This window comes from Aureimonas sp. Leaf427 (assembly GCF_001425485.1).
GTDB lineage: Bacteria > Pseudomonadota > Alphaproteobacteria > Rhizobiales > Rhizobiaceae > Plantimonas.
Map to the genome: position 1 here is coordinate 100,942 of NZ_LMQW01000002.1, position 23,868 is coordinate 124,809.

22 protein-coding genes are annotated in these 23,868 nt (G+C 70.7%); 15 read left to right on the forward strand and 7 right to left on the reverse strand.

The features are described from left to right. Nucleotides 1-62 precede the first annotated feature (62 nt). Nucleotides 63-1,643, reverse strand: coding sequence for an MFS transporter (locus ASG62_RS03175; RefSeq protein ID WP_244487663.1), 1,581 nt, complete (start codon nt 1,641-1,643; stop codon nt 63-65). A gap of 133 nt (nt 1,644-1,776) precedes the next feature. Between ASG62_RS03175 and ASG62_RS03180 the strand changes: the two genes are divergently transcribed. The 7 genes from ASG62_RS03180 to ASG62_RS03210 all read left to right on the forward strand — a co-directional run bounded on the left by ASG62_RS03180 (nt 1,777) and on the right by ASG62_RS03210 (nt 8,169). Beyond that, nucleotides 1,777-2,700, forward strand: a complete 924-nt coding sequence (locus ASG62_RS03180) for a LysR family transcriptional regulator (protein ID WP_056698527.1) — start codon at nt 1,777-1,779, stop codon at nt 2,698-2,700. Nucleotides 2,701-2,843: 143 nt separating this feature from the next. Beyond that, a complete protein-coding gene (locus tag ASG62_RS03185) occupies nt 2,844-3,674 on the forward strand; it encodes a transporter substrate-binding domain-containing protein (RefSeq protein ID WP_056698531.1) in 831 nt (276 codons plus the stop codon). Nucleotides 3,675-3,773: 99 nt separating this feature from the next. Further along, nucleotides 3,774-4,418: an amino acid ABC transporter permease gene (locus ASG62_RS03190; protein WP_056698080.1), complete on the forward strand. Its 645-nt coding sequence runs from the start codon at nt 3,774-3,776 to the stop codon at nt 4,416-4,418. Continuing rightward, the gene (locus tag ASG62_RS03195) at nt 4,415-5,077 is read left to right on the forward strand and encodes an amino acid ABC transporter permease (RefSeq protein ID WP_056698083.1); all 663 of its coding nucleotides are present in this window, start codon (nt 4,415-4,417) and stop codon (nt 5,075-5,077) included. Before ASG62_RS03190 ends, ASG62_RS03195 begins: the two co-directional genes overlap by 4 nt. After that, complete coding sequence (locus tag ASG62_RS03200) at nt 5,074-5,880, forward strand: amino acid ABC transporter ATP-binding protein (protein ID WP_056698086.1); 807 nt, start codon at nt 5,074-5,076, stop codon at nt 5,878-5,880. Before ASG62_RS03195 ends, ASG62_RS03200 begins: the two co-directional genes overlap by 4 nt. Before the next feature lie 33 nt (nt 5,881-5,913). Then, on the forward strand, nt 5,914-6,714 hold the full coding sequence (locus tag ASG62_RS03205) for a UTRA domain-containing protein (protein WP_056698089.1): 801 nt from the start codon (nt 5,914-5,916) through the stop codon (nt 6,712-6,714). 81 nt (nt 6,715-6,795) lie between these two features. Beyond that, nucleotides 6,796-8,169 carry an FAD-binding oxidoreductase gene (locus tag ASG62_RS03210; RefSeq protein WP_056698092.1) on the forward strand — a complete coding sequence of 458 codons (1,374 nt, stop codon included), beginning with the start codon at nt 6,796-6,798 and terminating at the stop codon, nt 8,167-8,169. Nucleotides 8,170-8,319: 150 nt separating this feature from the next. On the opposite strand, the gene ASG62_RS03215 is transcribed toward ASG62_RS03210, so the two are convergent. Further along, nucleotides 8,320-8,859, reverse strand: a complete 540-nt coding sequence (locus tag ASG62_RS03215) for a flavin reductase family protein (RefSeq protein WP_056698096.1) — start codon at nt 8,857-8,859, stop codon at nt 8,320-8,322. A 47-nt stretch (nt 8,860-8,906) separates the two neighbouring features. Next, entirely contained in the window at nt 8,907-10,259 is a 1,353-nt protein-coding gene (locus ASG62_RS03220; RefSeq protein ID WP_056698099.1) for an LLM class flavin-dependent oxidoreductase, read from the reverse strand. Nucleotides 10,260-10,387: 128 nt separating this feature from the next. Here ASG62_RS03220 and ASG62_RS03225 point away from each other — a divergent pair, with 128 nt between their 5' ends. Further along, on the forward strand, nt 10,388-11,296 hold the full coding sequence (locus tag ASG62_RS03225) for a LysR family transcriptional regulator (RefSeq protein WP_056698102.1): 909 nt from the start codon (nt 10,388-10,390) through the stop codon (nt 11,294-11,296). A 29-nt stretch (nt 11,297-11,325) separates the two neighbouring features. On the opposite strand, the gene hutH is transcribed toward ASG62_RS03225, so the two are convergent. After that, complete coding sequence (gene hutH, locus ASG62_RS03230; RefSeq protein WP_057180273.1) at nt 11,326-12,861, reverse strand: histidine ammonia-lyase; 1,536 nt, start codon at nt 12,859-12,861, stop codon at nt 11,326-11,328. 514 nt (nt 12,862-13,375) lie between these two features. Here hutH and ASG62_RS03235 point away from each other — a divergent pair. Genes ASG62_RS03235 through ASG62_RS03265 form a run of 7 tightly spaced genes read left to right on the forward strand, consistent with a single transcriptional unit; the run spans nt 13,376 to nt 20,727 of the window. Next, complete coding sequence (locus ASG62_RS03235; protein ID WP_413814172.1) at nt 13,376-14,974, forward strand: TIGR04028 family ABC transporter substrate-binding protein; 1,599 nt, start codon at nt 13,376-13,378, stop codon at nt 14,972-14,974. Next, nucleotides 14,971-15,963, forward strand: a complete 993-nt coding sequence (locus tag ASG62_RS03240) for an ABC transporter permease (protein ID WP_056698109.1) — start codon at nt 14,971-14,973, stop codon at nt 15,961-15,963. Before ASG62_RS03235 ends, ASG62_RS03240 begins: the two co-directional genes overlap by 4 nt. Further along, nucleotides 15,960-16,826 carry an ABC transporter permease gene (locus ASG62_RS03245; RefSeq protein WP_056698113.1) on the forward strand — a complete coding sequence of 289 codons (867 nt, stop codon included), beginning with the start codon at nt 15,960-15,962 and terminating at the stop codon, nt 16,824-16,826. Before ASG62_RS03240 ends, ASG62_RS03245 begins: the two co-directional genes overlap by 4 nt. Further along, nucleotides 16,823-18,448: a dipeptide ABC transporter ATP-binding protein gene (locus tag ASG62_RS03250; protein WP_056698116.1), complete on the forward strand. Its 1,626-nt coding sequence runs from the start codon at nt 16,823-16,825 to the stop codon at nt 18,446-18,448. The genes ASG62_RS03245 and ASG62_RS03250 overlap by 4 nt, the downstream gene beginning before the upstream one ends. Beyond that, nucleotides 18,445-19,467 (forward strand): putative FMN-dependent luciferase-like monooxygenase, encoded by a 1,023-nt coding sequence (locus ASG62_RS03255; RefSeq protein WP_056698119.1) that lies wholly within the window; start codon nt 18,445-18,447, stop codon nt 19,465-19,467. Before ASG62_RS03250 ends, ASG62_RS03255 begins: the two co-directional genes overlap by 4 nt. Nucleotides 19,468-19,492: 25 nt before the next feature. Then, entirely contained in the window at nt 19,493-20,092 is a 600-nt protein-coding gene (locus tag ASG62_RS03260; protein WP_056698122.1) for a CMD domain protein, read from the forward strand. Further along, nucleotides 20,089-20,727 (forward strand): alkylhydroperoxidase domain protein, encoded by a 639-nt coding sequence (locus tag ASG62_RS03265; RefSeq protein WP_056698124.1) that lies wholly within the window; start codon nt 20,089-20,091, stop codon nt 20,725-20,727. Before ASG62_RS03260 ends, ASG62_RS03265 begins: the two co-directional genes overlap by 4 nt. A gap of 52 nt (nt 20,728-20,779) precedes the next feature. On the opposite strand, the gene ASG62_RS03270 is transcribed toward ASG62_RS03265, so the two are convergent. From ASG62_RS03270 to ASG62_RS03280, 3 genes are read right to left on the reverse strand one after another with little or no spacing between them, the layout of a single operon-like run. Beyond that, nucleotides 20,780-21,901 carry an HlyD family secretion protein gene (locus ASG62_RS03270; protein ID WP_056698129.1) on the reverse strand — a complete coding sequence of 374 codons (1,122 nt, stop codon included), beginning with the start codon at nt 21,899-21,901 and terminating at the stop codon, nt 20,780-20,782. Continuing rightward, a complete protein-coding gene (locus ASG62_RS03275) occupies nt 21,898-22,617 on the reverse strand; it encodes an ABC transporter ATP-binding protein (RefSeq protein ID WP_056698132.1) in 720 nt (239 codons plus the stop codon). Before ASG62_RS03275 ends, ASG62_RS03270 begins: the two co-directional genes overlap by 4 nt. Continuing rightward, complete coding sequence (locus tag ASG62_RS03280) at nt 22,614-23,738, reverse strand: ABC transporter permease (RefSeq protein WP_056698534.1); 1,125 nt, start codon at nt 23,736-23,738, stop codon at nt 22,614-22,616. The genes ASG62_RS03275 and ASG62_RS03280 overlap by 4 nt, the downstream gene beginning before the upstream one ends. Between the last annotated feature and the right edge of the window lie 130 nt (nt 23,739-23,868).

A 23,868-nucleotide genomic window follows, 5' to 3' on the forward strand; every position in this document is an offset into this window, starting at 1 on the left:
AAGCCGGATCGAGGCTGCCGGCCGGGCGGCGTTCGCCGGCAGCCTATGACGGCCTTCCGCCGTCAGGCCGGCCTCGTCGTGCCGTGCGAGGGATCGCAAGGGGCCGGCCCCTCGTTCGGGGCGTCCTCCTCGGCGGCTTCCTCCTCGCGCAGGAACAGGAAGACGACGAGGGCGGTGACGGTGGTGATGGCGGAGAGGAGGAAGAGGAGCCAGGCGAAGGCCTCTCCGTAGAGGGCGAGGAGGCCAGCGGCATCGGTGCCGGGGAGGAGGGCGAGGGCGGATGCGAGATCGCCGGCCGCCAGATGCTGCGCCGAGGCGGGGATGTCGCCAGCATGTCCGGCCGCGCCGAGCCGTCCCGCCAGGAGCATCGCGAGGATCGCGCCGACGATGGCGAGCGCCACGCCCTCGCCCGCGACGCGCACGGTGGAGAAGATGCCGGTCGCCATGCCCGCGCGCTCCTTCGGCACGACGCTGACGGCCAGCCCGTCCATCAGCCCCCAGGGCAGGCTGATGCCCGTCCCGACGAGGAGGAGGGGCAGCGCGGTGACGGCGGCGGGCGAGCCGACCGGCGTCATGGCCAGCCAGAACAGGCCGGCCGCCGAGGCGAGAAGCCCCGCGCCGCAGATCGTGGCGGCGCGGAACCAGCGCGTCAGCAGCCCCGCCGCGACGGGCAGGACGAGGAGCGGCGCGGAGAGCGCGATCATCAGGCTGCCGGCCGCGACCTCGCTCATGCCCTCGATGCCGATGAAGCGCACGGGCAGGAGGATGAGGAGAACCACGAAGGCATAGGCCGGGGCGGCGGCGAGAAGCTGGACGCCGACGAAGCGCGGATAGCGAAAGAGCGTGAGATCGAGGAGGGGCCGCAGGGCCCGCCGCTCGATCGCGACGAAGAGCGCGAGGACGAGGACGGACCCGGCGAGAAGGCCGAGCACCGCCGCGTCGCTCCAGCCGCGCTCGGGAACGAGCAGCATGCCGTAGGTGAAGAGGGCGAGCATGGCGGTGAAGCTCGCCGCGCCCGGCCTGTCGAGACCGCGCGAGGCGGCATCGCGGCTTTCCGTCAGCGCCGACGATCCCAGCCCGAAGGCGAGGGCGGTCAAGGCGACCACGGCGAGGAAGATGCTGCGCCAGCCGAAGGCCTCGATCATCAGGCCGGAGGCGATCGGGCCGAGCGACAGGCCGACGCCGAAGCTCGTGCCGACGAGGCTGAAGGCGCGAAGGCGCGCGCGCCCCTCGAAGACTTGGGCGAGCGCCGCCGAGCCGCCGGCATAGGCCGCCGCCGCCGCGAGGCCCTGTCCGCCGCGCAGGAGATCGAAGACGAGCATGTTCGGCGCGAAGGCGAGCGCCAGCGAGACCAGCGCGAAGGCGAGCGTGCCGGAGAGGAAGACGCGCTTGCGCCCGTGGCTGTCGGCCAGCGCGCCCATGACCATCAGCCCGGAGCCGAAGGTCAGCATGAAGGCGTTCGTCGCCCAGGCCAGCGCGACCGGCGTGCCGCCGAGCGCGCGGCCGATGGCGGGCAGGGCGACGGCGGTGCCGGTGAAGGTCAGCGGCATGGCAGCGGCGGCGAGGCAGACCGCCAGGAGCGCGAGCCGCGGCAAGGCGCCGTCCGGCGTCGCGATGCGATCGATCGACATATCGGTGGACATGGAGACGGGTCCGATCTGCTGGAGGGCGGGGAGAGGCCTCCCCGATCGACCAGCAGTTTATTCCGGCTCGAATTCCCGATAAGACGACGGCAGGTCCGATCATTATGGAAAGATGCGCTCGAATGAGGCGATCGTGGATCGACTGACCGGCCTTTCCGCCTTCGTCCGCACGGCGGATCTGGGAAGCTTCGTCGCGGCGGGCCGCGTGCTCGGCCTGTCGCCCTCGGCCGTCGGCAAGGCGGTGACGCGGCTGGAGAACCAGCTGGGCGTGCGGCTCGTGCAGCGCTCGACCCGCAGCCTGCGGCTGACGGAGGAGGGGCGCGCCTTCCACGAGCGCTGCCGGCGCATTCTCGACGATCTCGACGACGCGCAGGAAAGCCTGATGCGGACCCGCGAGGCGCCGCGCGGGCGCATCAAGGTGTCCAGCCCGGTCGTCGCCTATCATCTCCTCCTGCCGGTCCTGCCGGACTTCATGGCGCGCTACCCAGAGATCGAGCTCGAGCTGGAGTTCACCGATCGCATCGTCGATCTCGTCGAGGAGGGCGTCGACGTCGCCATCCGCAGCGGGCTTCTGCCCGACAGCCGCCTCATGGTGCGGGCGCTGCGCCCGTTCCAGCTTCTGCTCTGCGCCTCGCCGGCCTATGTGGAAATCCACGGCCGGCCCGAAAGCCCGCGCGATCTGGCGCGCCATCGCTGCATCGGCTTTCGCCATCCCAACAGCGGCAAGGTCCAGCCCTGGCCGCTGCGCCTGCCGGAGGGCGAGCCCGAACCGCCCATCGGCCGCGTGCTCTCCTGCAACAACATGGAGGCGCTCAACGGCGCGGTGCGGCGGGGGCTCGGCATCGGCTGCATGCCCGATTTCCTGGCGGAGGCCTCCTTCGCCTCCGGCGCGCTGGTGCCGCTCCTCGTCGATCATCTCGACGCGCCCGGCCAGTTCAACCTCATCTGGCCGTCGAGCCGTCACCTCTCGCCGAAGGTGCGCGTCTTCGTCGACTTCGTCGTCGAGCGCCTCTTCTCCACCGAATGTCCCCCGCCGGGGGAGATCGCGCGGGGTTGAGGAATCCGCCCGCGCTTGCCCATCTTTTACTCAGGTTCGATAATGCCCTCGAATTGACATTCGGCCGGAATCGTCATGATATGTCTATGCATATGACGAAAGACGACGCTGTTTCGGTCGGTTCCGGCCCCGTGGAGATCAGAATGAAGAAACGCACTCTCTTGCAGGCCACGCTCGGTCTGGCGCTCATGCTGTCCCTGCCGCAGGCGGCCCATGCCGAGGATGCGCTGGCGCGCGTGAAGGCGGCGGGCGTCCTGAAGGTGGGCACCGAGACGGCCTTCGCGCCCTTCGACTTCATCGACGAGGCGGGCGAGCATGTCGGGCTCAACGTCGACGCCTTCGAGGAGATCGGCAAGGAGCTCGGCGTCAAGATCGAATGGACCGAGCTGCCCTGGGACGGCGTCTTCCCGGCGCTCGAGGCCGGCCAGTTCGACATCGTGGCGGGACCTGCGACCATCACCAAGGCGCGCACCGAGCGCTACCGCTTCCTCTCGCCGGTCGCCGAGGCGACGGTCGCGATCCTGAAGGGCGCCAAGGACGAGACGATCCAGAAGCCCGAGGACATCGCCGGCAAGGTCGTGGGCGCCGGCAAGGCGACCTCCCAGCTCGCCCAGGTCCAGGCCTTCGGCAAGACGCTGCCCCAGCCCGTCGAGACGCGCGAATATCCCGGCTTCAACGAGGCCTATGCGGATCTGGCGACCGGGCGCATCGCGGCGGTGGCGAACTCGCTGCCGAACATCGCCTATGTCGCCTCCAAGCAGCCCGACACGTTCGCCGTGGTCGAGCCCGCCTTCGGCCAGAAGAGCTATTTCGGCTTCATCGGCACCAAGAAGGCCGACGACCAGCCCCTGCTCGACGCCGTCCAGGCGGCGCTCGTCAAGATCAAGGGCGACGGCCGGATGAAGACGCTTCAGGAGAAGTGGTTCGGCACGTCCTTCGACACGCCCGACGTCGCGCCGGAACCCGCCTTCTAAAGCTTCGAACGAAGCGATGCCGCAGCCGCAGCCCCGGCCTCCGATCAGGCGGGCCGGCGGCTGCGGCTTCGCGTGATCATAACCCAACGGGAACTCGCCATGTCGATGCGACTGTTCGAGCTGATGCTGGCGGCGGCGGGCTACACCGTCGTTCTCAGCTTCGCCTCGATCGCGATCGGGCTCGTGATCGGCCTCGTCGTCTGCGCGGCCAAGCTCTCGCCCCGGCGCCTCCTGCGCTGGCCGGCCGATGTCTTCGTCAGCTTCTTCCGGGGCGTGCCGCTCCTCGTCCAGCTCCTCCTCATCTACAACCTGCTTCCCACGCTCGGCCTCAGCGTTCCCAGCGTCGTCGCCGCGCTGATCGGCCTGTCGCTCTGCACGGCGGCCTATCAGGCCGAGAACCTGCGCGGCGGGTTCCAGAGCGTTCCGCGCGGTCTCCTGGAGGCCGCCGACATGAGCGGCCTCACACCCTGGCAGCAGTTCCGCCGCATCCGCGCGCCGATCGCCCTGCGCCTCACCATTCCCGCGCTCGTCAACGAGGCCATCCTCATCCTCAAGGCCTCCTCGCTGATCTCGGTCGTCGGCGTCGTCGAGCTGACGCGCATGGCGCAGAACCTCTCGGCCTCGACCTATCGGCCGCTCCTCTTCTACTCGGTCGCGGGCGGCATCTATCTCGCCATCAACTGGATCGTGGCGGGCGGCGGCTGGTTCGCCGAGCGCCGGATGCGCAAGGGCTCGCTCGCATGAGCTTCGACGCTTCCGTCATCGTCGCGGCACTGCCCGCCGTCCTTTCCGGCCTCAAGGTCACGCTGGGCATCTGGCTGGCGGCGATGGTCGCCGGCGCCGCCCTCGGCTTCGTCGTCGCGGCCCTGCGCCATTCCGGGCGGTGGCCGCTCGATCTCGGCCTTCGCTTCGTGGTGGAGGTCCTGCGCGGCACGCCCTTCCTCGTCCAGATCTTCCTTCTCTACTTCGGCGGCCCGTTCGTCGGCCTGCGGCTCGATCCCGTCCCCGCCGGTCTCTTGGGCCTCACCCTCTATGCGGCCGCCTATTTCTCCGAGATCTTCCGCGCCGGCTTCCAGGCGGTGCCGAAGGGCCATATCGAGGCGGCCGAATGCGCCGGCTTCAGCCGCGCGCAGATCCTGCGCCGCATCCTCGTGCCCGAGATGACGCTGCTCGTCCTGCCGCAATGCGTGAACATGGCGGTCGTGCTCCTCAAGGAGACCGCCGTCCTCTCGATCATCGCCGTGCCGGAAATGACGGCCGTCATCAGCGCGCTCGGCTCCCAGCAATATGCCTTCGTCGAATCGCTCTTCCTGCTCGCTCTGGTCTACTGGCTGCTGGTCGAGGCCTGCGGCTGGGCGGGACGGGCGGCGGAGCGCCGGCTCTCGAAATTCAGGTTCGCATGACAACCGCTCCCTCCGCCGTCTCCATCCGCAACCTGTCCAAGACCTTCGGCAAGACGGAGGTCCTGCACGGCATTTCGCTGGAGATCCCGCGCGGCCGCACGACGTCGCTGATCGGCCCCTCCGGCTCCGGCAAGTCCACGCTCCTGCGCTGCATCGCCTTTCTGGAAGAGGCGACGACGGGCACGATTCTCGTCAACGGCCAGCCGCTCGGCTTCGAGGAGCAGCCGGACGGCAGGCGCGTGCGCCTCCCCGCCCAGCGCATCCGGCAGGTCCGCTCGGGGATCGGCATGGTGTTCCAGCAGTTCAACCTCTGGCCCCACATGACCGCGCTCGGCAACGTCACCGAGGCGCTCGTCACCGTGCGGCGCCTGTCCCGCGCGGAGGCGGAGGAGCGCGGCATGGCGCAGCTTCGCCATGTCGGGCTGGCCGAGCGCTCGCACCACTACCCGTCCGAGCTCTCCGGCGGCCAGCAGCAGCGCGTGGCGATCGCGCGGGCCCTCGCGCTGGAGCCCGAGCTTCTCCTCTTCGACGAGCCGACGGCCTCGCTCGACCCCGAGCTGACCGGCGAGGTGCTGAACGTCATGCGCGATCTCGGCGCGGAAGGGATGACCATGGTCGTCGTCACGCACGAGATCGGCTTCGCCGCGACGGTGGGCCACCGCATCGCCTTTCTCGACCACGGCCGCATCCTCCTCGACGGAACGCCCCAGGAGGTCTTCGACGGCCCGCGCCATCCCCGCCTCACGCAGTTCCTCGAAACCTATCTCGACCGCGGCGCGGCCATGCTGGTGAAGCCCTCATGATCCGGGTGGACGTGATCCCGGCGGACCGGTCGCTTGCATAGGCTCGGCGACGACGAGCTTCCCTGGGCGCCGGGCATCGCCGAGCCCCGCGCCCGCTCGGGCACGACGCGCCATGCCCGGATCGTCGGCGACATCCGCGCGCGGATCGTGGAGGGACGCTGGCCGTCCGGCTTCAAGCTGCCGGTGGAGACCGAGCTGGCCGAGAGCTACGGCGTGTCGCGCATGACCATGAACAAGGCGCTCGCGCAGCTCGCCCGGGAGGGCTTCCTGATCCGGCGCAAGAAGATCGGCACGCAGGTCGCCCAGCCGCGCGCGCAGTCGGTGGTCATGGCCATCGCCGACATCGGCGACGAGGTGCGCGCGTCGGGCCGCCAGCACCGGTTCGCCCTGCGCGAGCACGTCTCCCGCCCCGCCTCGGGCGAGGATGTCGGCCTTCTCGGCGAGGTCGTGGAGGGCGCGCCGATCGTCCGGCTGGAAGGGCTGCATCTGGCGGACGGCGCCCCGTTCTGCCTGGAGCGGCGCCTCATCAATCCCGCCGTCGCGGCCGAGGCGGCCAGCCAGGACTTCACCGATCTGGCGCCCGGCGCCTGGCTCTTCAAGACCGTTCCCTGGAGCGTCGCCAGCCACCGCGTGCGGGCGGTCAACGCGACGGTCGGCGAGGCGCGCATCCTGGACGTGGCGGTCAGCGAGGCGTGCCTGGAAATCGTGCGGTGCACCCATGTCTCGAACGACTGGGTCACCTGGGTCCGGCTGCTCTATCCCGGCAGCGGCCACCAGCTCGTGGCGCGGTTCGGTCCGCAGTCCGACGAGACCGCGTCGGACGAGCGCGCCTAAGGGGGCCGCCCCGCGAAACCCTGCGGGCGCATGCGCGACGCCGTGCCGCCCGAGGTCATAGAGACGAGAAGGACGACAGGCATGGGCCTCGACATCTCCGCGGGCTGGGCCGAACTCGACGCCCTGTTTCCCGGCCGCATCGAGCGCGGGCAGGCGCTGCGCGAGCAGCACGGCCTCGGCGACAGCTGGCATCCCGCCATGCCGCCCGAGGCGGTGTTCATGGCGCGGACGACCGAGGAGGTCGCGTCCGTCATGGCGGTCTGCCATCGCCACGCCCTGCCGGTCGTGCCCTTCGGCGCGGGGTCCAGCATCGAGGGCCAGGTGCAGGCGGTGCGGGGCGGGCTGTCGCTCGATCTCTCCGGGATGACCCGCATCCTGCGCATCGGCCAGGGCGACATGGACTGCACGGTGGAAGCGGGCGTCACGCGGCAGGCGCTGAACGAGGAGCTGCGCGCCACCGGCCTCTTCTTCCCGATCGACGTCGGCACCCATGCCACGCTCGGCGGGCTCGCCTCCAACAACGCGTCCGGCACGATCACCGTGCGCTACGGCACGATGCGCAACCTCGTCATGGGGCTGACGGTGGTTCTGGCGGACGGCCGCATCGTGAAAACGGGCGGGCGGGCGCGAAAGTCCTCCTCGGGATACGACCTGACGCGGCTCCTGATCGGCGCGGAGGGAACGCTCGGCATCATCACGGAGCTGACCCTGCGCCTCCACGGCGTGCCCGAGCGCTCCATCGGCGGGCTCTACGGCTTCGAGACGATCGAGGCGGCCACGCAGACGGTGGTGGAGGCGATGCAGTGCGGCCTCGGCCTCAACCGGATCGAGCTTCTCGACGCGCTGCAGGTCCGCGCGATCAACCTCTACAACCGGACCGACCTGCCGGAACGGCCGAGCCTCATGGTCGACATGGCGGGAACCGAGCTGCAGGTTGCGGCCGACATGGACCTCTTCGGCGACCTCGCCACCGGCCACGGCGCCACGATCCGCCTCGCCGAGACGCCGGAGGCCTACAACGCGCTCTGGAAGCTTCGGCACAGCGCGCTCTACGCGGCCCGCGCCCTGAAGCCGGGCTGCAGCAGCCTCTCGACCGACGTCTGCGTGCCCGTCACGAACCTGCCCGCCGTCATCCGCGCGATCAAGGACCGGATCGAGGCCGCCGGCGTCGTGGCGCCGCTGCACGGGCATGTCGGCGACGGCAACTTCCACCTCGTCATGCTCTTCGATCCCGCCGAGCCCGGTGAGCTCGAGACGATCCGCGCCCTCCATGCCGAGCTGATCGAGATGGCGATCGCCTTCGACGGCACGATCACCGGCGAGCACGGCGTCGGGCTCGGCAAGAAGCCCTACATGGAGGCCGAGCATGGCGGGGCGCTGGACGTGATGCGGGAGATCAAGCGGGCGCTGGACCCGAAGAACATCCTCAATCCCGGCAAGATCTTCGATCTCTGATACCGAGAGACATTGGAAATGACTCTTGGTATTCCGCTTGCGAATGTCTCAAGCCTCGGACGAAATTGAGACATTCGCAATGTCTTCAACGGCCGGATGCGTCGGCATCTTCGGCCGTTGGTATGAAGCCGCCCGGCGCCCGAGGGCCGGTCAGCCGGCGAGGGCCTCGAAGCGGCCGTAGCTGCCGTCGCAGTAGAGAAGCGGATCGGCCGCCTCGGCCCCGGACACGCCGGCGATCCGGGCGATCAGAACGGAATGGGTGCCGTAGGCCATGCGGGCGTCGATGACGCAGAAGAGCCTCGCCTGCGCCTCCTCCAGCCAGGGCAGGCCGTCGATCGCCTCGCCCGGCGCGTCCAGCCGGTGCCAGCCGCCATGCGACAGGCGCGCATGGGCGGGCGCGCCGGCGATCGTCGTCGCCAGTTCGTGGGCCTCCCGGCCGAGGATCTGCAGCGAGAAGGCGCCCCGCTCGCCCAGGACGTCGTGCGAGGAGGCGGAGCGGTTGACGCAGACGAGAAGCGAGGGCGGGTCCATCGAGACGGAGTTGACGGCGGTGGCGACCATCGCATGGCGCTCGCCTTCGTGTTCCGTCGCGATCAGCGTCACCGTCGAGCCGATGCCCCGCCAGAGCTGGCGGAAGGTCTCGGCGTCGCCCGGCCGAAGAACCGGGCGGGGCAGGGCGTCTCCACTCATCGTCCGAGGTCCTTCTCTGCGGGAATCGGCGGGTTCGACGGCCCGGCTCAAGCGGTCCGCCGCGCGACCGTGTAGCGGTTCGGCGGGGTGGAGATGCCGAGATTGGCGCGCAGCGTCGTGCCCTCGTATTCCTCGCGGAACAGGCCGCGACGGGTGAGCTCGGGCACGACGAGGCGGGTGAAGTCTTCCAGGCTCGAAGGAAGCGTCGGGCACATGAGGATGAAGCCGTCGGCCGCGCGGGTCTCGAACCATTCCTGCATGAAGTCGGCGATCTCGGCCGGCGTGCCGGTCAGGCCGTTGCCGGTGTGCTGGCGGGCGTAATGGGTGATCAGCTCGCGCATCGTGTGCCCCTGCGTGACGAAGGCCTTCAGCTCGTCGAACATGGCCTTGGAGCCCTTGGCCTTTTCGGGCATGCGCTCCATCGGGAAGGGCGCGTCGAGATCGACGCCGCGAAGGTCCGCCTCCAGGAACTCCTGCAGCATGAGAAGCCCGACATCGGGATGCATGAGGTCGACGAGCCGGCTCGCCTTGGCCTCGGCCTCCGCGCGCGTATCGCCGACATTGATGACGATGCCGGGCATGATCTTGAGGTCGTCGACGCTCCGCCCGTATTTCGCCATCCGCCCCTTCACGTTGGCGTAGAAGGCGCGGTTCTTCTCCACGTTCGAAGCGAGCGAGAAGACCATTTCGGCGGTGCGGGCGGCCAGCTCCATGCCCTGTTCCGAGCCGCCGGCCTGCGCGATCACCGGGCGCCCCTGCGGCGTGCGGGCGATGTTCAGCGGCCCGCGCACCTGGAAATGCTTGCCCTTGTGGTCGAGCGTGTGGAGCTTGTCCTTGTCGTAGTAGAGGCCGCTCTCGCGGTCGAGCAGCAGCGCGTCGTCCTCGAAACTGTCCCAAAGGCCGAAGACCGTGTCGATGAACTCCTCGCCGCGCTCGTAGCGCTCGGCATGGGGGGCGAGGCCTTCGCGATTGTAGTTGTAGCCGGTCTCGTCGTGGTCTGACGTCACGACGTTCCAGCACATCCGCCCGCCCGACATATGGTCCGCCGAGGCGTAGAGCCGGGCGATGTTGTAGGGCTCGTAATAGCTGGTCGAGGCGGTCGCCACGAAGCCGATCCGGCTCGTGTGCTGGGAGAGCGCCGTGATGGCCGTGATCGGCTCGAAGCGGTTCATCTTGGTCGGGTTGCGGCAGAGGGCGGCGGGGTCGCCGATCGCCGAGGCCGGGCTGTCGGCGAAGAACATGAAGTCGAGCTTGGCCGCCTCGGAGATCTTCGCGCAGTCGATGAGATGTCGAAGATCGTTGGCGCCGCGCACGTCGCTGCCCGGATGCAGCCAGGCCGCCGGATGGAAGCCGAACGTATAGACGAAGGTGCCGAGCTTGAGCTTGTCCGTTCGGGTCATGCGGGGGTCCTGCAGCGGGAGGCGGGGCGGTGCGACGGGCTCAGTATGGCCCGGCCGGGGCTTGCAGGAAGCGCAGTTTTTCTGTCCTATCCTGCAGAAAATCTGCCTCTTTCTCCTCGATGCCGGCCATGCCCCGACTGCCGCCCCTCAAAGCCCTCCAGGCCTTCGACGCGCTGGCGCGCACCGGCAGCGTCGGCCTTGCCGCGCGCGATCTCGGCGTGACGCCGGGGGCGGTCGGGCAGCAGCTGCGCAAGCTCGAGGAGGCGCTGGGCGTCGCGCTCGTGGAGCACGACGGACGGGGCCTCGGCCTGACGCCGCTCGGCCGGACCTATCACGCCAAGATCCGCGAGGGTTTCGCCGCCTTCGCCGAGGCCGGCACGCTTCTGCGCGCCGCCGCCGCCGACGTGATCGTCGTCTCCTGCCTGACGACGGTGCTCGGCAAGTGGATCGGCCGCCGGATGCGCGACTGGACGGATCTCGGCTCCCATGCCCGCATCGCGCTGATCGGCAGCGACGAGGAGCCGGACCTCGCGCGCGGGGAGGCGGACCTTCGCATCTATTACGGCGACCGGGCCCATCCGCCCCACCGCGCCGAGCTCTTCACCGATCAGGTCGTGCCGGCCTGCGCGCCCCAGCTGATCGAAGGGCGGAGCCTCTCCGCGCCGGACGACATCCTGCGCTTTCCGCTGCTCCACATCGCCTGGAACCCCCGCTTTGTCGAGGGGCCGGGCTGGGCGGACTGGGGGCGCCTGATCGGCCGCACCGTGCCGGAGCCGGACCTCACCTACAGCCAGTCCGGCGGGGCGATCGACGCCGCGATCGCCGGCCAGGGCTTCGTCCTCGCCCAGATGGCCTTCATCGGCCCGGAGCTGGAGGCCGGCCGCCTCGTCGTTCCCCACGACCTGCGCCTGCCGCTGCCGCTGCCCTATCAGCTCGCCTGGACGCCGGCATCGCTGGAAAAGCCGGGCGCGCGGGCCTTCCACCGCTGGCTGCTCGGGGAAGGCCGCGCGCAGGGCCTCGTCTCCCGCCCGCCGTGACAGACAGGAATGCGCGGTGTTTGGATCAGTCAGGGATGAAGTTCGGGCAGAAGCCCCTTCGACACGCTCGCCTCGAGCGATCCGTCGGCCACGAGGGCTGCGGCGGCGCGCAGGTCGTCCGCCAGATAGCGGTCCTCCTCGAGAGAAGGCACGATGGCGCGGAGCGCGGCCAGCGCCTTGGCGAGGTCCGGGCTCGTCGCGAGCGGCCCGCGCAGCTCGATCCCCTGGCCGGCGGTCACGGCCTCGATGCCGACGATGCCGAAGAGGTTCTCGGTCATCGGCAGGAGACGCCGCGCGCCGTGGCAGGCCATGGAGACGTGGTCCTCCTGGTTGGCCGAGGTCGGCGTCGAATCGACCGAGGCGGGATGGGCCATCTGCTTGTTTTCGCTCATCAGGGCGGCGGACGTGACCTCGGCGATCATCAGGCCGGAGTTCAGCCCCGGCTTCCTGGCGAGGAAGGCGGGCAGGCCGAAGGAGAGCGTCGGATCGACGAGAAGCGCGATGCGGCGCTGGGCGATGGCGCCGATCTCGCAGATGGCGAGCGCGATCTGGTCGGCGGCGAAGGCCACCGGCTCGGCGTGGAAATTGCCGCCGGAGACGACCGAGCCGTCCGAGAGGACGAGCGGATTGTCGGTGACGGCATTGGCCTCGATCGTCAGCGTCTGCGCGGCCTGGCGCAGGAGATCGAGGCAGGCCCCGTCCACCTGCGGCTGGCAGCGGATGCAATAGGGGTCCTGCACGCGCTCGTCGCCGTCGAGATGGCTCGCGCGGATCGCCGAGCCTTCGAGGAGCCCGCGCAGCGCGGCGCCCGCGTCGATCTGCCCGCGATGGCCGCGAAGCGTGTGGATCTCGGCATGGAAGGGCGCGGAGGAGCCCATGGCGGCGTCGGTGGACAGGGCGCCGGTGACGAGCGCGGCCTTGAGAGCGCGGTGGGCGCGCAAGAGGCCCGCCAGCGCCAGCGCGGTGGAGACCTGCGTGCCGTTGATCAGCGCGAGCCCCTCCTTGGCCGCGAGGACGACCGGCTCCAGCCCGGCACGCGAGAGGGCTTCGGCGCCGGGCATGCGCTCGCCGGCGAAGACCGCCTCGCCTGCGCCCATCATCACCGCGGCCATGTGCGCCAGCGGCGCCAGATCGCCCGATGCCCCGACCGAGCCCTTTTCGGGGATGACCGGCGTGACGCCGGCTTCCAGCATCGCCTCGATCAGCCGCACGACCTCGATCCGCACGCCCGACGCGCCCCGGCCGAGCGAGACGAGCTTCAGCACCATGACGAGCCGCACGACGTTTTCGGGCAGCGGCGCGCCGAAGCCGCAGCAATGCGACAGGATCAGATTGCGCTGGAGCGTGACGAGATCGGCGGGGTCGATCTTGATGGAGGCGAGTTTTCCGAAGCCCGTGTTGATGCCGTAGACCGGCGCCTCGCCGCCCGCGATGGCCGTGATCCGCTCCGCGCTCCGGCGGATCGCGGCGTCGAAGGAGCCGTCCAGACGCGCGGCCTCGCCGGTCCAGTAGATCCGTTCGATCGTCGCCAGCGTGACGGCGGCGGGATGGAGAATGACGGTCATGGGTTCGCTCCTTCTGGCGTCGAGGCGGGGGCTTGGAAACGGGAGAGCCTGCGGCGGCGCGTCGGCCAGCCGGGCGGCTGCGGCGAGGACCTAAAGCGGGAAATGTATAGACCTGTCTTCAGCTGTCAGGCGGCTTCGTCACGGGCCACTACCTCTTGAAACAAGGGCACACTCCGCGATGTCGTCGATCCGACATCGCATGGATCGACCGCTCATGTCTATACATGAAAAGCACCAGATAAGCACAGACCTCGCAGCCGCGCGCCCCCGCGCCGACCATCGGGCTCGGCAGGTCGCGATGACACCGATGGGCAAGAGGGCGGCCACGCGCAAAGCCATTTCGGCTGGCGGGCATCCCGGAGCACGTTCGTGCTTCCAAATCCACGATTTGAGTAGACATTATGGGCCGTCCCAGCAGGCCGGCGGCCGCGCGGACGACGCCGACCGCGTGACATCCGCAGGAGGATTTTCCATGAGCCCGTTCTCCATCGTCTCCCGGCGCGGCTTCGGCGCGATGGCGGTGGCGCTCGCGCTCGCGCTCGCCTCCTCGGCGGCCTTCGCGCAGGACGCGCCCAGGACCGGCGGCACGCTGGTCTATCTGGAGCCCCAGCCCCACACCGTGCTCTATCCTCCGGCGGGCGGCTTCTATCCGAACGGCGGCATCCTCAACCAGATCACCGACAAGCTCACCTATCAGAACCCGCAGACGCTGGAGATCGAGCCCTGGATCGCCGAGAGCTGGGAGATCGACGCGACCTCGACGACCTACACGTTCCGCCTGCGTCCCGGCGTCACCTTTTCCGACGGCGCGCCGCTCGACGCGAGCGCGGTGGCGCTGAACTTCGACACGTTCGGGCTCGGCGACAAGGAGCGCAACTTCCCGGTCTCGGAGGTGCTGAACAATTACGAGCGCTCCGAGGTCCTCGATCCACTGACCGTGCGCTTCCACTTCAAGGCGCCGAGCCCCGGCTTCCTCCAGGGCACGTCCGTCATCGGCTCCGGCCTCGTCTCGCCGGCGACGCTCCGGCGCAACTTCGCCGAGCTCGGCGACGCGCGGCTGATCGTCGGCTCCGGCCCCTTCACCGTGGAGAGCGAGACGCTCGGCACCGAACTCGTCCTGAAGGCGCGCGAGGACTACGCCTGGGGACCGGCCAAGCTCGCCCACAAGGGCCGCGCCTATCTCGACGCCATCCGCTACGTGATCGTGCCGGAGGACGGCGTGCGCATCGGGGCGCTGACCTCGGGCCAGGGCGACGTCGTCCGCCAGGTCCAGGCCTATGACGAGGAGGGCCTCACCTCGCAGGGCTTCGCGATCTCCGCTCCCTCGACGCGCGGGGTGAACAACTCGATCGTCTTCCGCCCCGACAATCCCCTCGTCGCGGACGTGAAGGTGCGCCGCGCCCTGCTGCACGGAACCGACACCAAGGCGATCGTCCAGACGCTGTTCTCCGGGAACTACCCGGTCGCGACCTCGGTCCTCGCCTCGACGGCGCTCGGCTATGTCGACCTCTCCGACAAGCTGCGCTTCGACGCGACCGAAGCCGCCAGGCTCCTCGACGAGGCCGGCTGGACGATCGGGGCCTCCGGCCTTCGCGAGAAGGACGGGCAAACGCTCGAACTCACCGCCTACGAGTCGCTTCCCCAGCCGCAGAACAAGGCGGCGCTCCAGCTCGTCGCCCAGCAATGGGGCGCGCTCGGCGTCAAGCTGAACGTGCTCGGTGGCGACGCCGGCACGGCGGTGTCCGACAATCTCGACCCCGCCAAGACGCCGGTCTCGCCGGCCATGGTCGGCCGCGCCGATCCCGACGTCCTGAAGAGCCATTTCTATCCGAAGAACCGCAACGTCCTTCTCCAGACCGGCGGCATCAGCGACAAGGTGAAGAGTTTCCGGGACGACAGGCTGAACGCCCTCCTGGAGACGATCGCCAGCGAGACGGACCGCGCCAGGCGCCTGTCGCTCGCGGGCGACGTCCAGCGCTACGTGGTGGACGAGGCCTATGCGATCCCGATCTTCGAGGAGCCGCAGGTCTTCGGCGCAGCGCCCGACGTGAAGGGCCTCGCCTTCGAGGCGGTCGGCCGGCCGAGCTTCTACGGCGTCTGGCTCGACAGATGAGCGGCGCCCGCAAGGCTCCCCGCCTTCTCGCCGGGCGCCTTCTGGCCGCCCGCCTCCTGGCCGGGCGCCTCGCGCAGGCCGCCTTCGTGCTCTGGGCGGCCTTCACGGTCTCCTTCGTCCTCCTCCAGCTCATGCCGGGCGACGCGGTGCTGATCCGCTTCGTCGGCGGCGACATGGGGCTGAGCCCGGAGGCGGTGGCGGGCATCCGCGCCTTCTACGGGGCGGACGATCCCGTCTGGAGCCAATATGTCCGCACGCTTCTCGGCTTCCTCCAGGGCGATTTCGGCTATTCCATCGCGTCCGGCGCCTCCGTCGCGGGCGAGATCGCGGCCAACCTTCCGGCCACGCTCTGGCTCTCCGGCCTCGCCTTCCTCGCCGCGATCGCACTGGCGCTTCTCGTGACGCTCCTCGCCTCGCTCGCGCCCTTCCGCTTGCTGCGCGAGGTCTTCGCGGCGCTGCCCGGCCTCCTCGTCTCGATCCCGATCTTCTGGCTCGGCATCGTGCTGATCCAGATCGTCTCCTTCCGCCTCGGGCTCGTCTCGGTGATCGCGCCCGGCCCCTGGGAACGGCTGATCCTGCCGGTCGCGGCCATCGCGGTTCCGATCGCAGCGCCCATCGCGCAGATCCTCCTGCGCAATCTCGACGCGCTCTCGGCGCAGGGCTTCGTCACCGTCGCCCGCGCCAAGGGCGCGACCCGCGCGCAGGTTCTCTTGCGCCACACGCTGCGCAACGCGCTCCTGCCGGTCCTCACCATCGCCGGCCTTCTCTTCGGAGAGCTTCTGGCGGGCGCCGTCGTCACCGAGACCGTGTTCGGGCTCAACGGCATCGGGCGGCTCGCCGAGCGGTCCGTGCGCAGCCAGGACGCGGCCGTGCTGCAGGCCGTGGTGGTGATCGCGGCCCTCGGCTTCGTCCTCGTCAATCTCCTCGTCGATCTCCTCTATCCCCTGGTCGATCCGCGATTGCGGCGGGCGGGCGCGGTGGCGGCATGAGCACGGTGTCGACGCTCGCCCCCTTCGAGGCGTCGCGGCCCCGCCGCGCGACCGCCCGCGCCGGTTCGCGCGGGGTTCCGATCGGTCTGGCGCTGGCCGTCGCCGTTCTGGTGCTCGCCCTCTGCCTTGCCGTCGCGCCGTCGCTCTTCACCGGCCAGAGCGCCGTGGCGGGCGTGGCCGGCCAGCAGCTGAAGCCCCCCTCGGTCGCGCATTGGCTCGGCACGGACGAACTCGGGCGCGACCTCTTCGCCCGCATCGTCCACGGCGCGCGCTATTCCCTCTCGGGCGCGGCGATCGCGGTCGGCATCGGCCTCGGTCTCGGCACCCTGATCGGCCTTCTCGCCGGCGCGGTCGGCGGGCGCACCGATGGCGCCCTGATGCGCCTCGTCGACGTCATGCTGGCGATCCCGACGCTGCTCCTGTCGCTCGCCTTCATCGTCATCCTCGGCTTCGGCCATGTGCAAGTGGCGGTCGCCGTCGGCATCACCTCCATCGCGAGCTTCGCGCGGCTCGTGCGCTCCGAGGTCCTGACGGTGCGGCGGGCGGACTATGTGGAAGCCGCCTTCGGCTCGGGCGGCAGCTTCTCCGCCGTGCTCTGGCGCCACATCCTGCCGAACTCGATGACCACGGTCCTCGCCTATGCCGCGCTTCAGCTGGGCTGGGCCGTCCTCCAGATCTCGGCGCTCGGCTTTCTCGGCTACGGCGCGCCGCCGCCGACGCCCGAATGGGGCCTGATGATCGCGGAAGGCCGCAGCTACATGGCGCGCGCCTGGTGGCTCACCGTCTTTCCCGGCCTTGCCACGATCCTCGTCGTCCTCGCCGCGAACCGCGTCGGGCGTTTCCTGTCGGGAGGGGGCCGATGAGCACCGCGCCGGACGACGCGCCCCTCCTTCGCGTCGACGGCCTTCGCGTCGGCTATGACGGCCAAGCCGTGGTCGAAGATGTCGGCTTCTCCGTCCGGCCGGGAGAGGTCGTCGCCCTCGTCGGCGAGTCCGGGTCCGGCAAGACGACGGTCGCGCAGTCGATCGTCGGCCTCCTGCCCGCGAACGGGCGTATCCTCGGCGGCCGCATCCTTCTTAGCGGCGAGGAGATTTCGGGCTGGTCCGACCGGCGGCTTTCCGCCATCCGCGGCCGTGTCGTCAGCCTCGTGCCGCAGGACCCCGGCTCCTCGCTCGATCCCGTCCAGACGATCGGCGCGCAGCTCGCCGAAATCTTCCGCCTGCACGGCGCGCGCGACCGGGCCGCGATCCGCGCCGAGGTTCTCGCCCTTCTGGAGCGCGTCGGCCTCTCCGATCCCGAGCTGCGGGTCCGGCAATATCCGCACGAGCTGTCCGGCGGCATGAAGCAGCGCGTCCTCATCGCCATCGCGCTCGCGCTGAAGCCACAGCTCGTCATCGCGGACGAGCCGACCTCCGCGCTCGACGTGACGGTCCAGCGCCGCATCCTCGACCTCATCGACGAGCTGCGCCGCGAGCACGGGACGGCGGTCCTCCTCGTCACGCACGATCTCGCCGTAGCGGCGGACCGGGCCGACCGGATCGTGGTCATGCGCGGCGGCCGGATCGTGGAAACGGGGGAGGCGCGCCAGCTTCTCGAAGCGCCGCGCGAGGCCTATACGCGGCGCCTCCTCGAGGATGCGCCCGCCTTCGCCGCGCCCTCGCGCAAGCCGCCCGTTCCCTCGGCCGCGCCGCCGATCGTCGAGGTGGAGGGGCTGGTCCAGGATTTCCCCACCGACCGGGGGCCGTTCCGCGCGGTCGAGGAGGCGAGCTTCCGCATCGCGCCCGGCACGACCCATGCGCTGGTCGGCGAATCGGGGTCCGGCAAGACCACGACGGGCCGCGCCGTGCTCGGCCTCCTGCGCCCGACGGCCGGGCGCGTCACGGTGGACGGGCAGGACGTCGCCTCGCTCAAGGGGGCCGATCTCAAGCGCTTCCGGCGCACGATCCAGCTCGTCTATCAGAACCCCTTCGCCTCGTTGGACCCGCGCCAGAGCGTGCGCGACATCGTCGAGGAACCGCTCCTCAACTTCGAGCCGATCGCGCGCGAGGAGCGCCGGCGGCGGGTGGAGGCGATCCTCGACCGGGTGCATCTGCCGGCGGAGCTGGCCACGCGGCGCCCCGGCGCCCTGTCCGGCGGGCAGCGCCAGCGCGTCGCCATCGCCCGCGCGCTGATCCTCCGGCCGCGCATCCTCGTGCTCGACGAGGCGGTCTCGGCCCTCGACGTCACGGTCCAGGCGCAGATCCTGCGGCTTCTGGACGAGCTTCAGCGCGAACTGGGCCTGACCTATCTCTTCATCTCCCACGATCTCGCCGTCGTGCGCGCCATCGCCGATACGGTGAGCGTCCTCAAGGCCGGGCGGATCGTGGAGGAGGGGCCCGTCGAGGACGTCTTCGGCCGGCCGGCCGCCGCCTATACGCGCGAGCTGATCGGCGCCATTCCGGGGCGCGGCCGGTCCCTGTTCCGCCGGGAGGCGACGCTCGCATGACCAAACGCATCGGCTTCTTCACCCGCATCCTCGACGATGCCGAGCCCGCCGAGCGCTACCGGCTGGCGCGCGAGCAGATCGTGGCGGCCGAGCGGCTCGGCTTCGACACGGCCTGGATCGCGCAGCACCATTTCAACCGCGACGAGGGCGGCCAGCCCTCGCCCTTCGTGTTCCTTTCGAACGTCGCGGCCGTCACCTCGCGCATCCGCCTCGGCACCGGCATCGTGACGCTGCCGCTGGACGAGCCGGTGCGCGTCGCCGAGGACGCCGCGGTGCTCGACCATCTGTCGGGCGGCCGGCTGGAGCTCGGCCTCGGCTCCGGCGGCACGGCGTCCTCCTTCGCCGCCTTCGATCTCGACGGCGCGGAGCGCGGCGCGATCTTCGGGCGCAAGGTCGACGTGCTGCGCCGCGCCCTTCGCGGCGAGCCGCTCGGCGGGGACAACCGCCTCTATCCGCCGGCCGGCACGCTCGACCGGCGCATCTGGCAGGCGACCTTCTCGGTGCCGGGCGGGGCGCGGGCGGGCGAGGCCGGCGACGGGCTTCTCCTGTCGCGCACGCAGCCCCGGCCGGAAGGGCGCCCGGACCTGCCGCTGGCCGAGCTTCAGCTGCCGATCGTGGAGGCCTATCTCGCCGCGCTGCCGCCGGGCGCTGCGCCCCGCATCCTCGCCTCGCGCAGCGTCTTCGTGGCCGACCGGCGCGAGGAGGCCCGGCGCCTCGCCGAGACCGGCCTTCGCCGCGTCGCTGCCCATTTCGCCGCGCAGGGCCATGTCCTTCTCGGCGACGGCCTCGACGATCTCCTCAAGACCTTCGACAGCCATGTCGGCACGCCCGAGGAGGTCGCCGAAAGCCTGTCGCGCGACGCGACGCTCGCCCATGCGAGCGAGGTCGCGGTGCAGGTCCATTCGATCGACCCGCCACACCCCGCCATCCTCAGATCGATCGAACTCTTCGCGACGGAGGTCGCCCCGGCGCTCGGCTGGCGCGAGCCCGCCCGCGCGGCGCTCGCCCGCGCGATCTGACCCTTCAACCTTCGGAAGACACGTCATGAGCCAAGCCTCCGCCGACATCATCGACACGCTCGCCGGCATCCGCGCGGGCTCCACGCTGGACGCCGTCCGGGCCAAGCGCTCGGTCGCGCGCGAGAACGCGCAGAGGAGCTACGAGCTTCTGCTCCATCCCGCCGAACCCGGCGAGGCGAGCGTGGAAGAGCGGCGGGCCGTCGCCGCCTTCGTGGCGCTGCTCCACCGGGATGCGGCGATCGCCGACCATTACACCCGCCTTCTCGCCGCGCCCGACCTCCAGCGGACGCTGGCCGGGGAGGCGGAAAAGGCGGCGGCCGACGGACCCTACGGCGCCTATCCGAAAGGGCCGCTCAGCGCAGAGGACGCGGCGGGACTGATCTATCGGGCCGGGGAGGACGCGCGCTCGGCGCTCGGGGCCCGTCTCGCTGCGGCGCTGGAGCACGCCCATCTCCTCGTCTTCCACCCGCGCGACGCGGATGGCGAAGCCCTCGGCCGGCTCGTTTCCGCCGGATGGAGCGCGGACGGGATCGTGATCCTCTCGCAGCTCGTCTCCTTCCTCGCCTTCCAGATCCGCGCGGCGATCGGCCTGCGCGCCCTCGTCGACGCCGGAGAAGCCGCATGAACGCCCCCGTCGCCGCGCCGGATTCGCCGGTTCTCCTTAGCCGGCCGGACCACCGGGAGGCCGACCGCTTCACGCAGGACGAGCTGAACTGGGTGCCGGCCCTCGCGCCGCTTCCCGTCGAGGACCTGACCGAGCGGCATTACGAAGGCCTGACCGAGCGAGCCCGCGCGCAGTCGCCCTATTTCCGGCTCCTCGTCCGCGACCCGGAGGTGCTGGGCGCGCGCACGCGGACCGACAAGGACATCTTCTACAATGGCGACGGCGGCCTGCCGCGCGCCGAGCGGGAACTGGCCGCGACGGCCGTCTCGCGGGTCAACGGCTGCATCTTCTGCGCCTCCGTCCACGCCCGTTTCGCCACGCGGCATTCGGGCCGCGGCGAGGAGATCGACCGCCTGCTGCGGGACGGCGTCTCCGTCGATCTCGATCCGCGATGGAACGCGATCTCGGCGGCGTCCGAGCGCCTGACGCGCACGCCCTCGGCCTTCGGCGCGAAGGACGTGCGCGAATTGCGGGAGGTCGGACTTAGCGACGACGAGGTGGCCGATCTCGTCTTCGCCGCCGCCTTCTTCAACTGGGCGAACCGGCTGATGCTGTCGCTGGGCGGGCCCGAGGCGCCGCAGGAGCCGGGGAGCTAGCAAACGTTTCGTCGAAGGGGGCGGCGCGGGGCGGGCGCCCCGTTGCCACCTGTCAACGCCGCAGTTCGGCGGCGAGGTCGATCAGGCCGGGCTCGGTGCCGGCGACGGACGGGTCGGAGACGTCGATGAAGGCATCGACGCGCAGGCTGACCGGCAGCGTCACGCCGGGATCGAGCGCGACGATGACGTCGAGCACGCGCGCGTCGCGCTTCTCGGTCGGCGAGCCGTCCGAGACCGTCTTGGCGCCGAGGCGCGGGCTGATGCGCGTCACCCGGCCCTTCAGGTCGTGCCCGCCGAGCGCGGGGGCCGAAATGCGGGCGCTCTGGCCGACGCGCAGCGCGGCGATGTCGCTCTCGTCGATCTGCGCGCGCACGACGAGATGCGTCAGATCCGCGATCTGGACGATGGGCACCGCCGGCTGGGTGGAGACGGCCTCGCCGACCTCGCGGTAGAGGCGCAGGATCGTGCCGTCGGTGGGCGCCTTGAGATAGGATTTGGCGAGCGTCGCCTCCGCCTCCTCCACCTGATGGAGGGCCAGCGCCATCGTTGCCTTCGCGGCGGCGACCGTCTCGCCGCGCTCGCCCTCGCGCAGCATGGACAAGGCCTCGGCAGCGGAATCGCGCCGATGCCGCCCGGCCTTCACGGCGCTGTCTGCGGTGTCGGCGGCCTCCTGCGTGACCGAGCCCTTGCCGACGAGCTTGCCGCGGCGGGCGGCCTGAAGCTCCAGAAGGTGGAGCGAGGCCTCTTCGCCGGCCAGTTCGCTTTCCGCCCGCGCGATCTCCTGGGGCCGCGGGCCCTTCGACGCCATCTCGAACTCGGCGGTGCGGATGTCGAGCGTCGCCTTCGTCTGGGCGAGCCGCGCCTTCAGATCGTCGTTCGCAAGCTCGGCCAGAACCGTGCCCCGCGCGACCCTGTCGCCTTCCAGGGCCGTGATGCGGGCGATCGTGCCGAGCATGGGGAAGGCGAGATCGATCTCCCCGCCGGCGGGCTCGACGATGCCGAGGCCCGTCACCACGCGGGCGCCCTCCGGCGCGGCCTCGCCGGAGGAGGACAAAGGCGCTAGCGACGCGGCCGAAACCTCCGCGGTCTCCGGGCCCCGCTTTTCGGCGTCGGGCCAGGCGAGGGCGCCGAGCGCCAGCGCCGCGACGGCGACGAGACCGATCCTGTACTTCATCGCGCGATCCTCATGCTGTGCGGGCGAGCCGGGTCGTCGCCGACCACGAGCCCGTCCTCGATCGTGACGTGGCGGTCCACCTTGTCCATCAGGCGCTGGTCGTGGGAGACGATCACGACGACGCGGCCCTCCTCGTGCGCCAGCCGGCGCAGCAGCTCCACGACGGCGCCGCCGCTCTGTCCGTCGAGCGCGGCCGTCGGCTCGTCCGCCAGGATCACGGCGGGATCGTGGGCGAGCGCGCGGGCGACGGCGACGCGCTGGCGCTGGCCGCCGGAGAGCTGGCCGGGCTTGTGGTCCGCGCGGTCGGCAAGGCCGAGCTCGCCGAGAAGGGCGCGCGCGCGCGCCTCCGCCTTCGCCCGGCCGTAACCGATGAGATCGAGCGGCACGGCGACGTTCTCCCAGGCCGAAAGGGTCGGGAAGAGGTTGAAGAACTGGAAGACGAAGCCGATGCGCGCCAAGCGCAGCCGGCGGAGCGCGGGCGCCTTCGCCCCCGTCGTCGCATCGCCGCAGATGCGCACGGAGCCCTGGTCCGGCACCTTCATCGCGCCCATCAGCTGGAGCAGCGTCGTCTTGCCGCTTCCCGAAGGGCCGCGGATCATCAGCACTTCGCCGCCTTGTGCGCAGAGCGAGACGCCGCGCAGCGCATAGGTGCCGGTCTCCCCCTTTCCGTAGCGAAGATGCGCGCCCTCCACGACGACGCTGCGCGCGCCGCTCATCGGAAGACGCTCGTCGGGTCGATCGTCATCAGCTTGCGGATGGCGATGACGGAGGAGAGCATGCACATGAGAAGCGCGGCGACGCCGAGGCCGGCGATGGTCAGCGGCGTCAGGATGATCGCGGCGGGGGAGCTTGCCGAGGCGGCGGCGACGGCGAGCGCGATGGCGGCGGCGATGGTGAAGCCGATGCCGCCGCTGATCAGGGCCTGCTTGATGACGATGGCGTTCAGATAGCGCCCGTTCGCGCCGATCGCGCTCAAGGTGGCGTATTCGCCGATCCGCTCGACGGTGGCGGCATAGAGCGTCTGCGCGACGATGACGATGCCGACGAGCGCGCCGAGCGCGCCGCCCAGAATCAGCGCGGAGCCGGCGCCGGTGGTGAAGATCCAGTAGTTCTGCGTCTTCGCCGCGAAGGCGCCCGAGGTCATCACGTCGCTGTCGGGCACCACCGCGGCCAGCCGCTCGGTGAGGACCTCCGGCGAGACGCCGGGCGCGGCGCGCACGAGGACATAGCTCATCGCACCGTCCTGCAGGTCGGTGTAGCGCAGGGCGTTGTTGTAGCTGGTGAAGACGTAGGGCGCCTGGGTGAAGGTGCGCACGCCCGTCGTGAAGCCGCGCACGACCGCGCGCCGGTTGGCGATCTCCACGCCGTCGCCGATCGCGGAGATGCCGAGCTTGTCCGCATAGAGCCGGTCGACGATGACGGAATTGGGCGCGGCCAGCTGGTCGAGCGAGCCCTCGGTGAGGTTCCAGGGCGCGCCCATCATGGTGCGCGTGTCGACGCCGACGACGATCACCATCTGCGTGCCGCCGAGCGGCTTCTTCCAGCCGACGAAGCGCACGATGTAGCGGCTGGCCTCGCCGACGCCCTCCACCTTCAGCGCCTGATAGAGCGTGCGCTCGTTCTGGATCGAGGCCTGATCGACATTCGTCGTGCCGCGCGCGGCGATCCAGACGTCGGCGCCGGCATGGCGCACGAGGCCCGAGGTCGTCTCCGTGAAGCCGAAGAGCATGCCCGCCTGGACCGAGATGAGGACGACGGAAAACACGATGCCGACGAGGGTCGCGATGAAGCGCACGGGGTCGTGGATGAGGTTGCGCCAGGCGATGAGCGTCGTCATGCCGGCACCGCCGCGAGCGACAGCACGGCCGGGGACGCGGCGAAGGGCCTGCACCAGCGGCGCCCGAAGGCCGCGGCGCCGGTCTCGTCGGTTCCAAGAGGCATGTCGATCCCGTTCCCAGAGGCCGTGC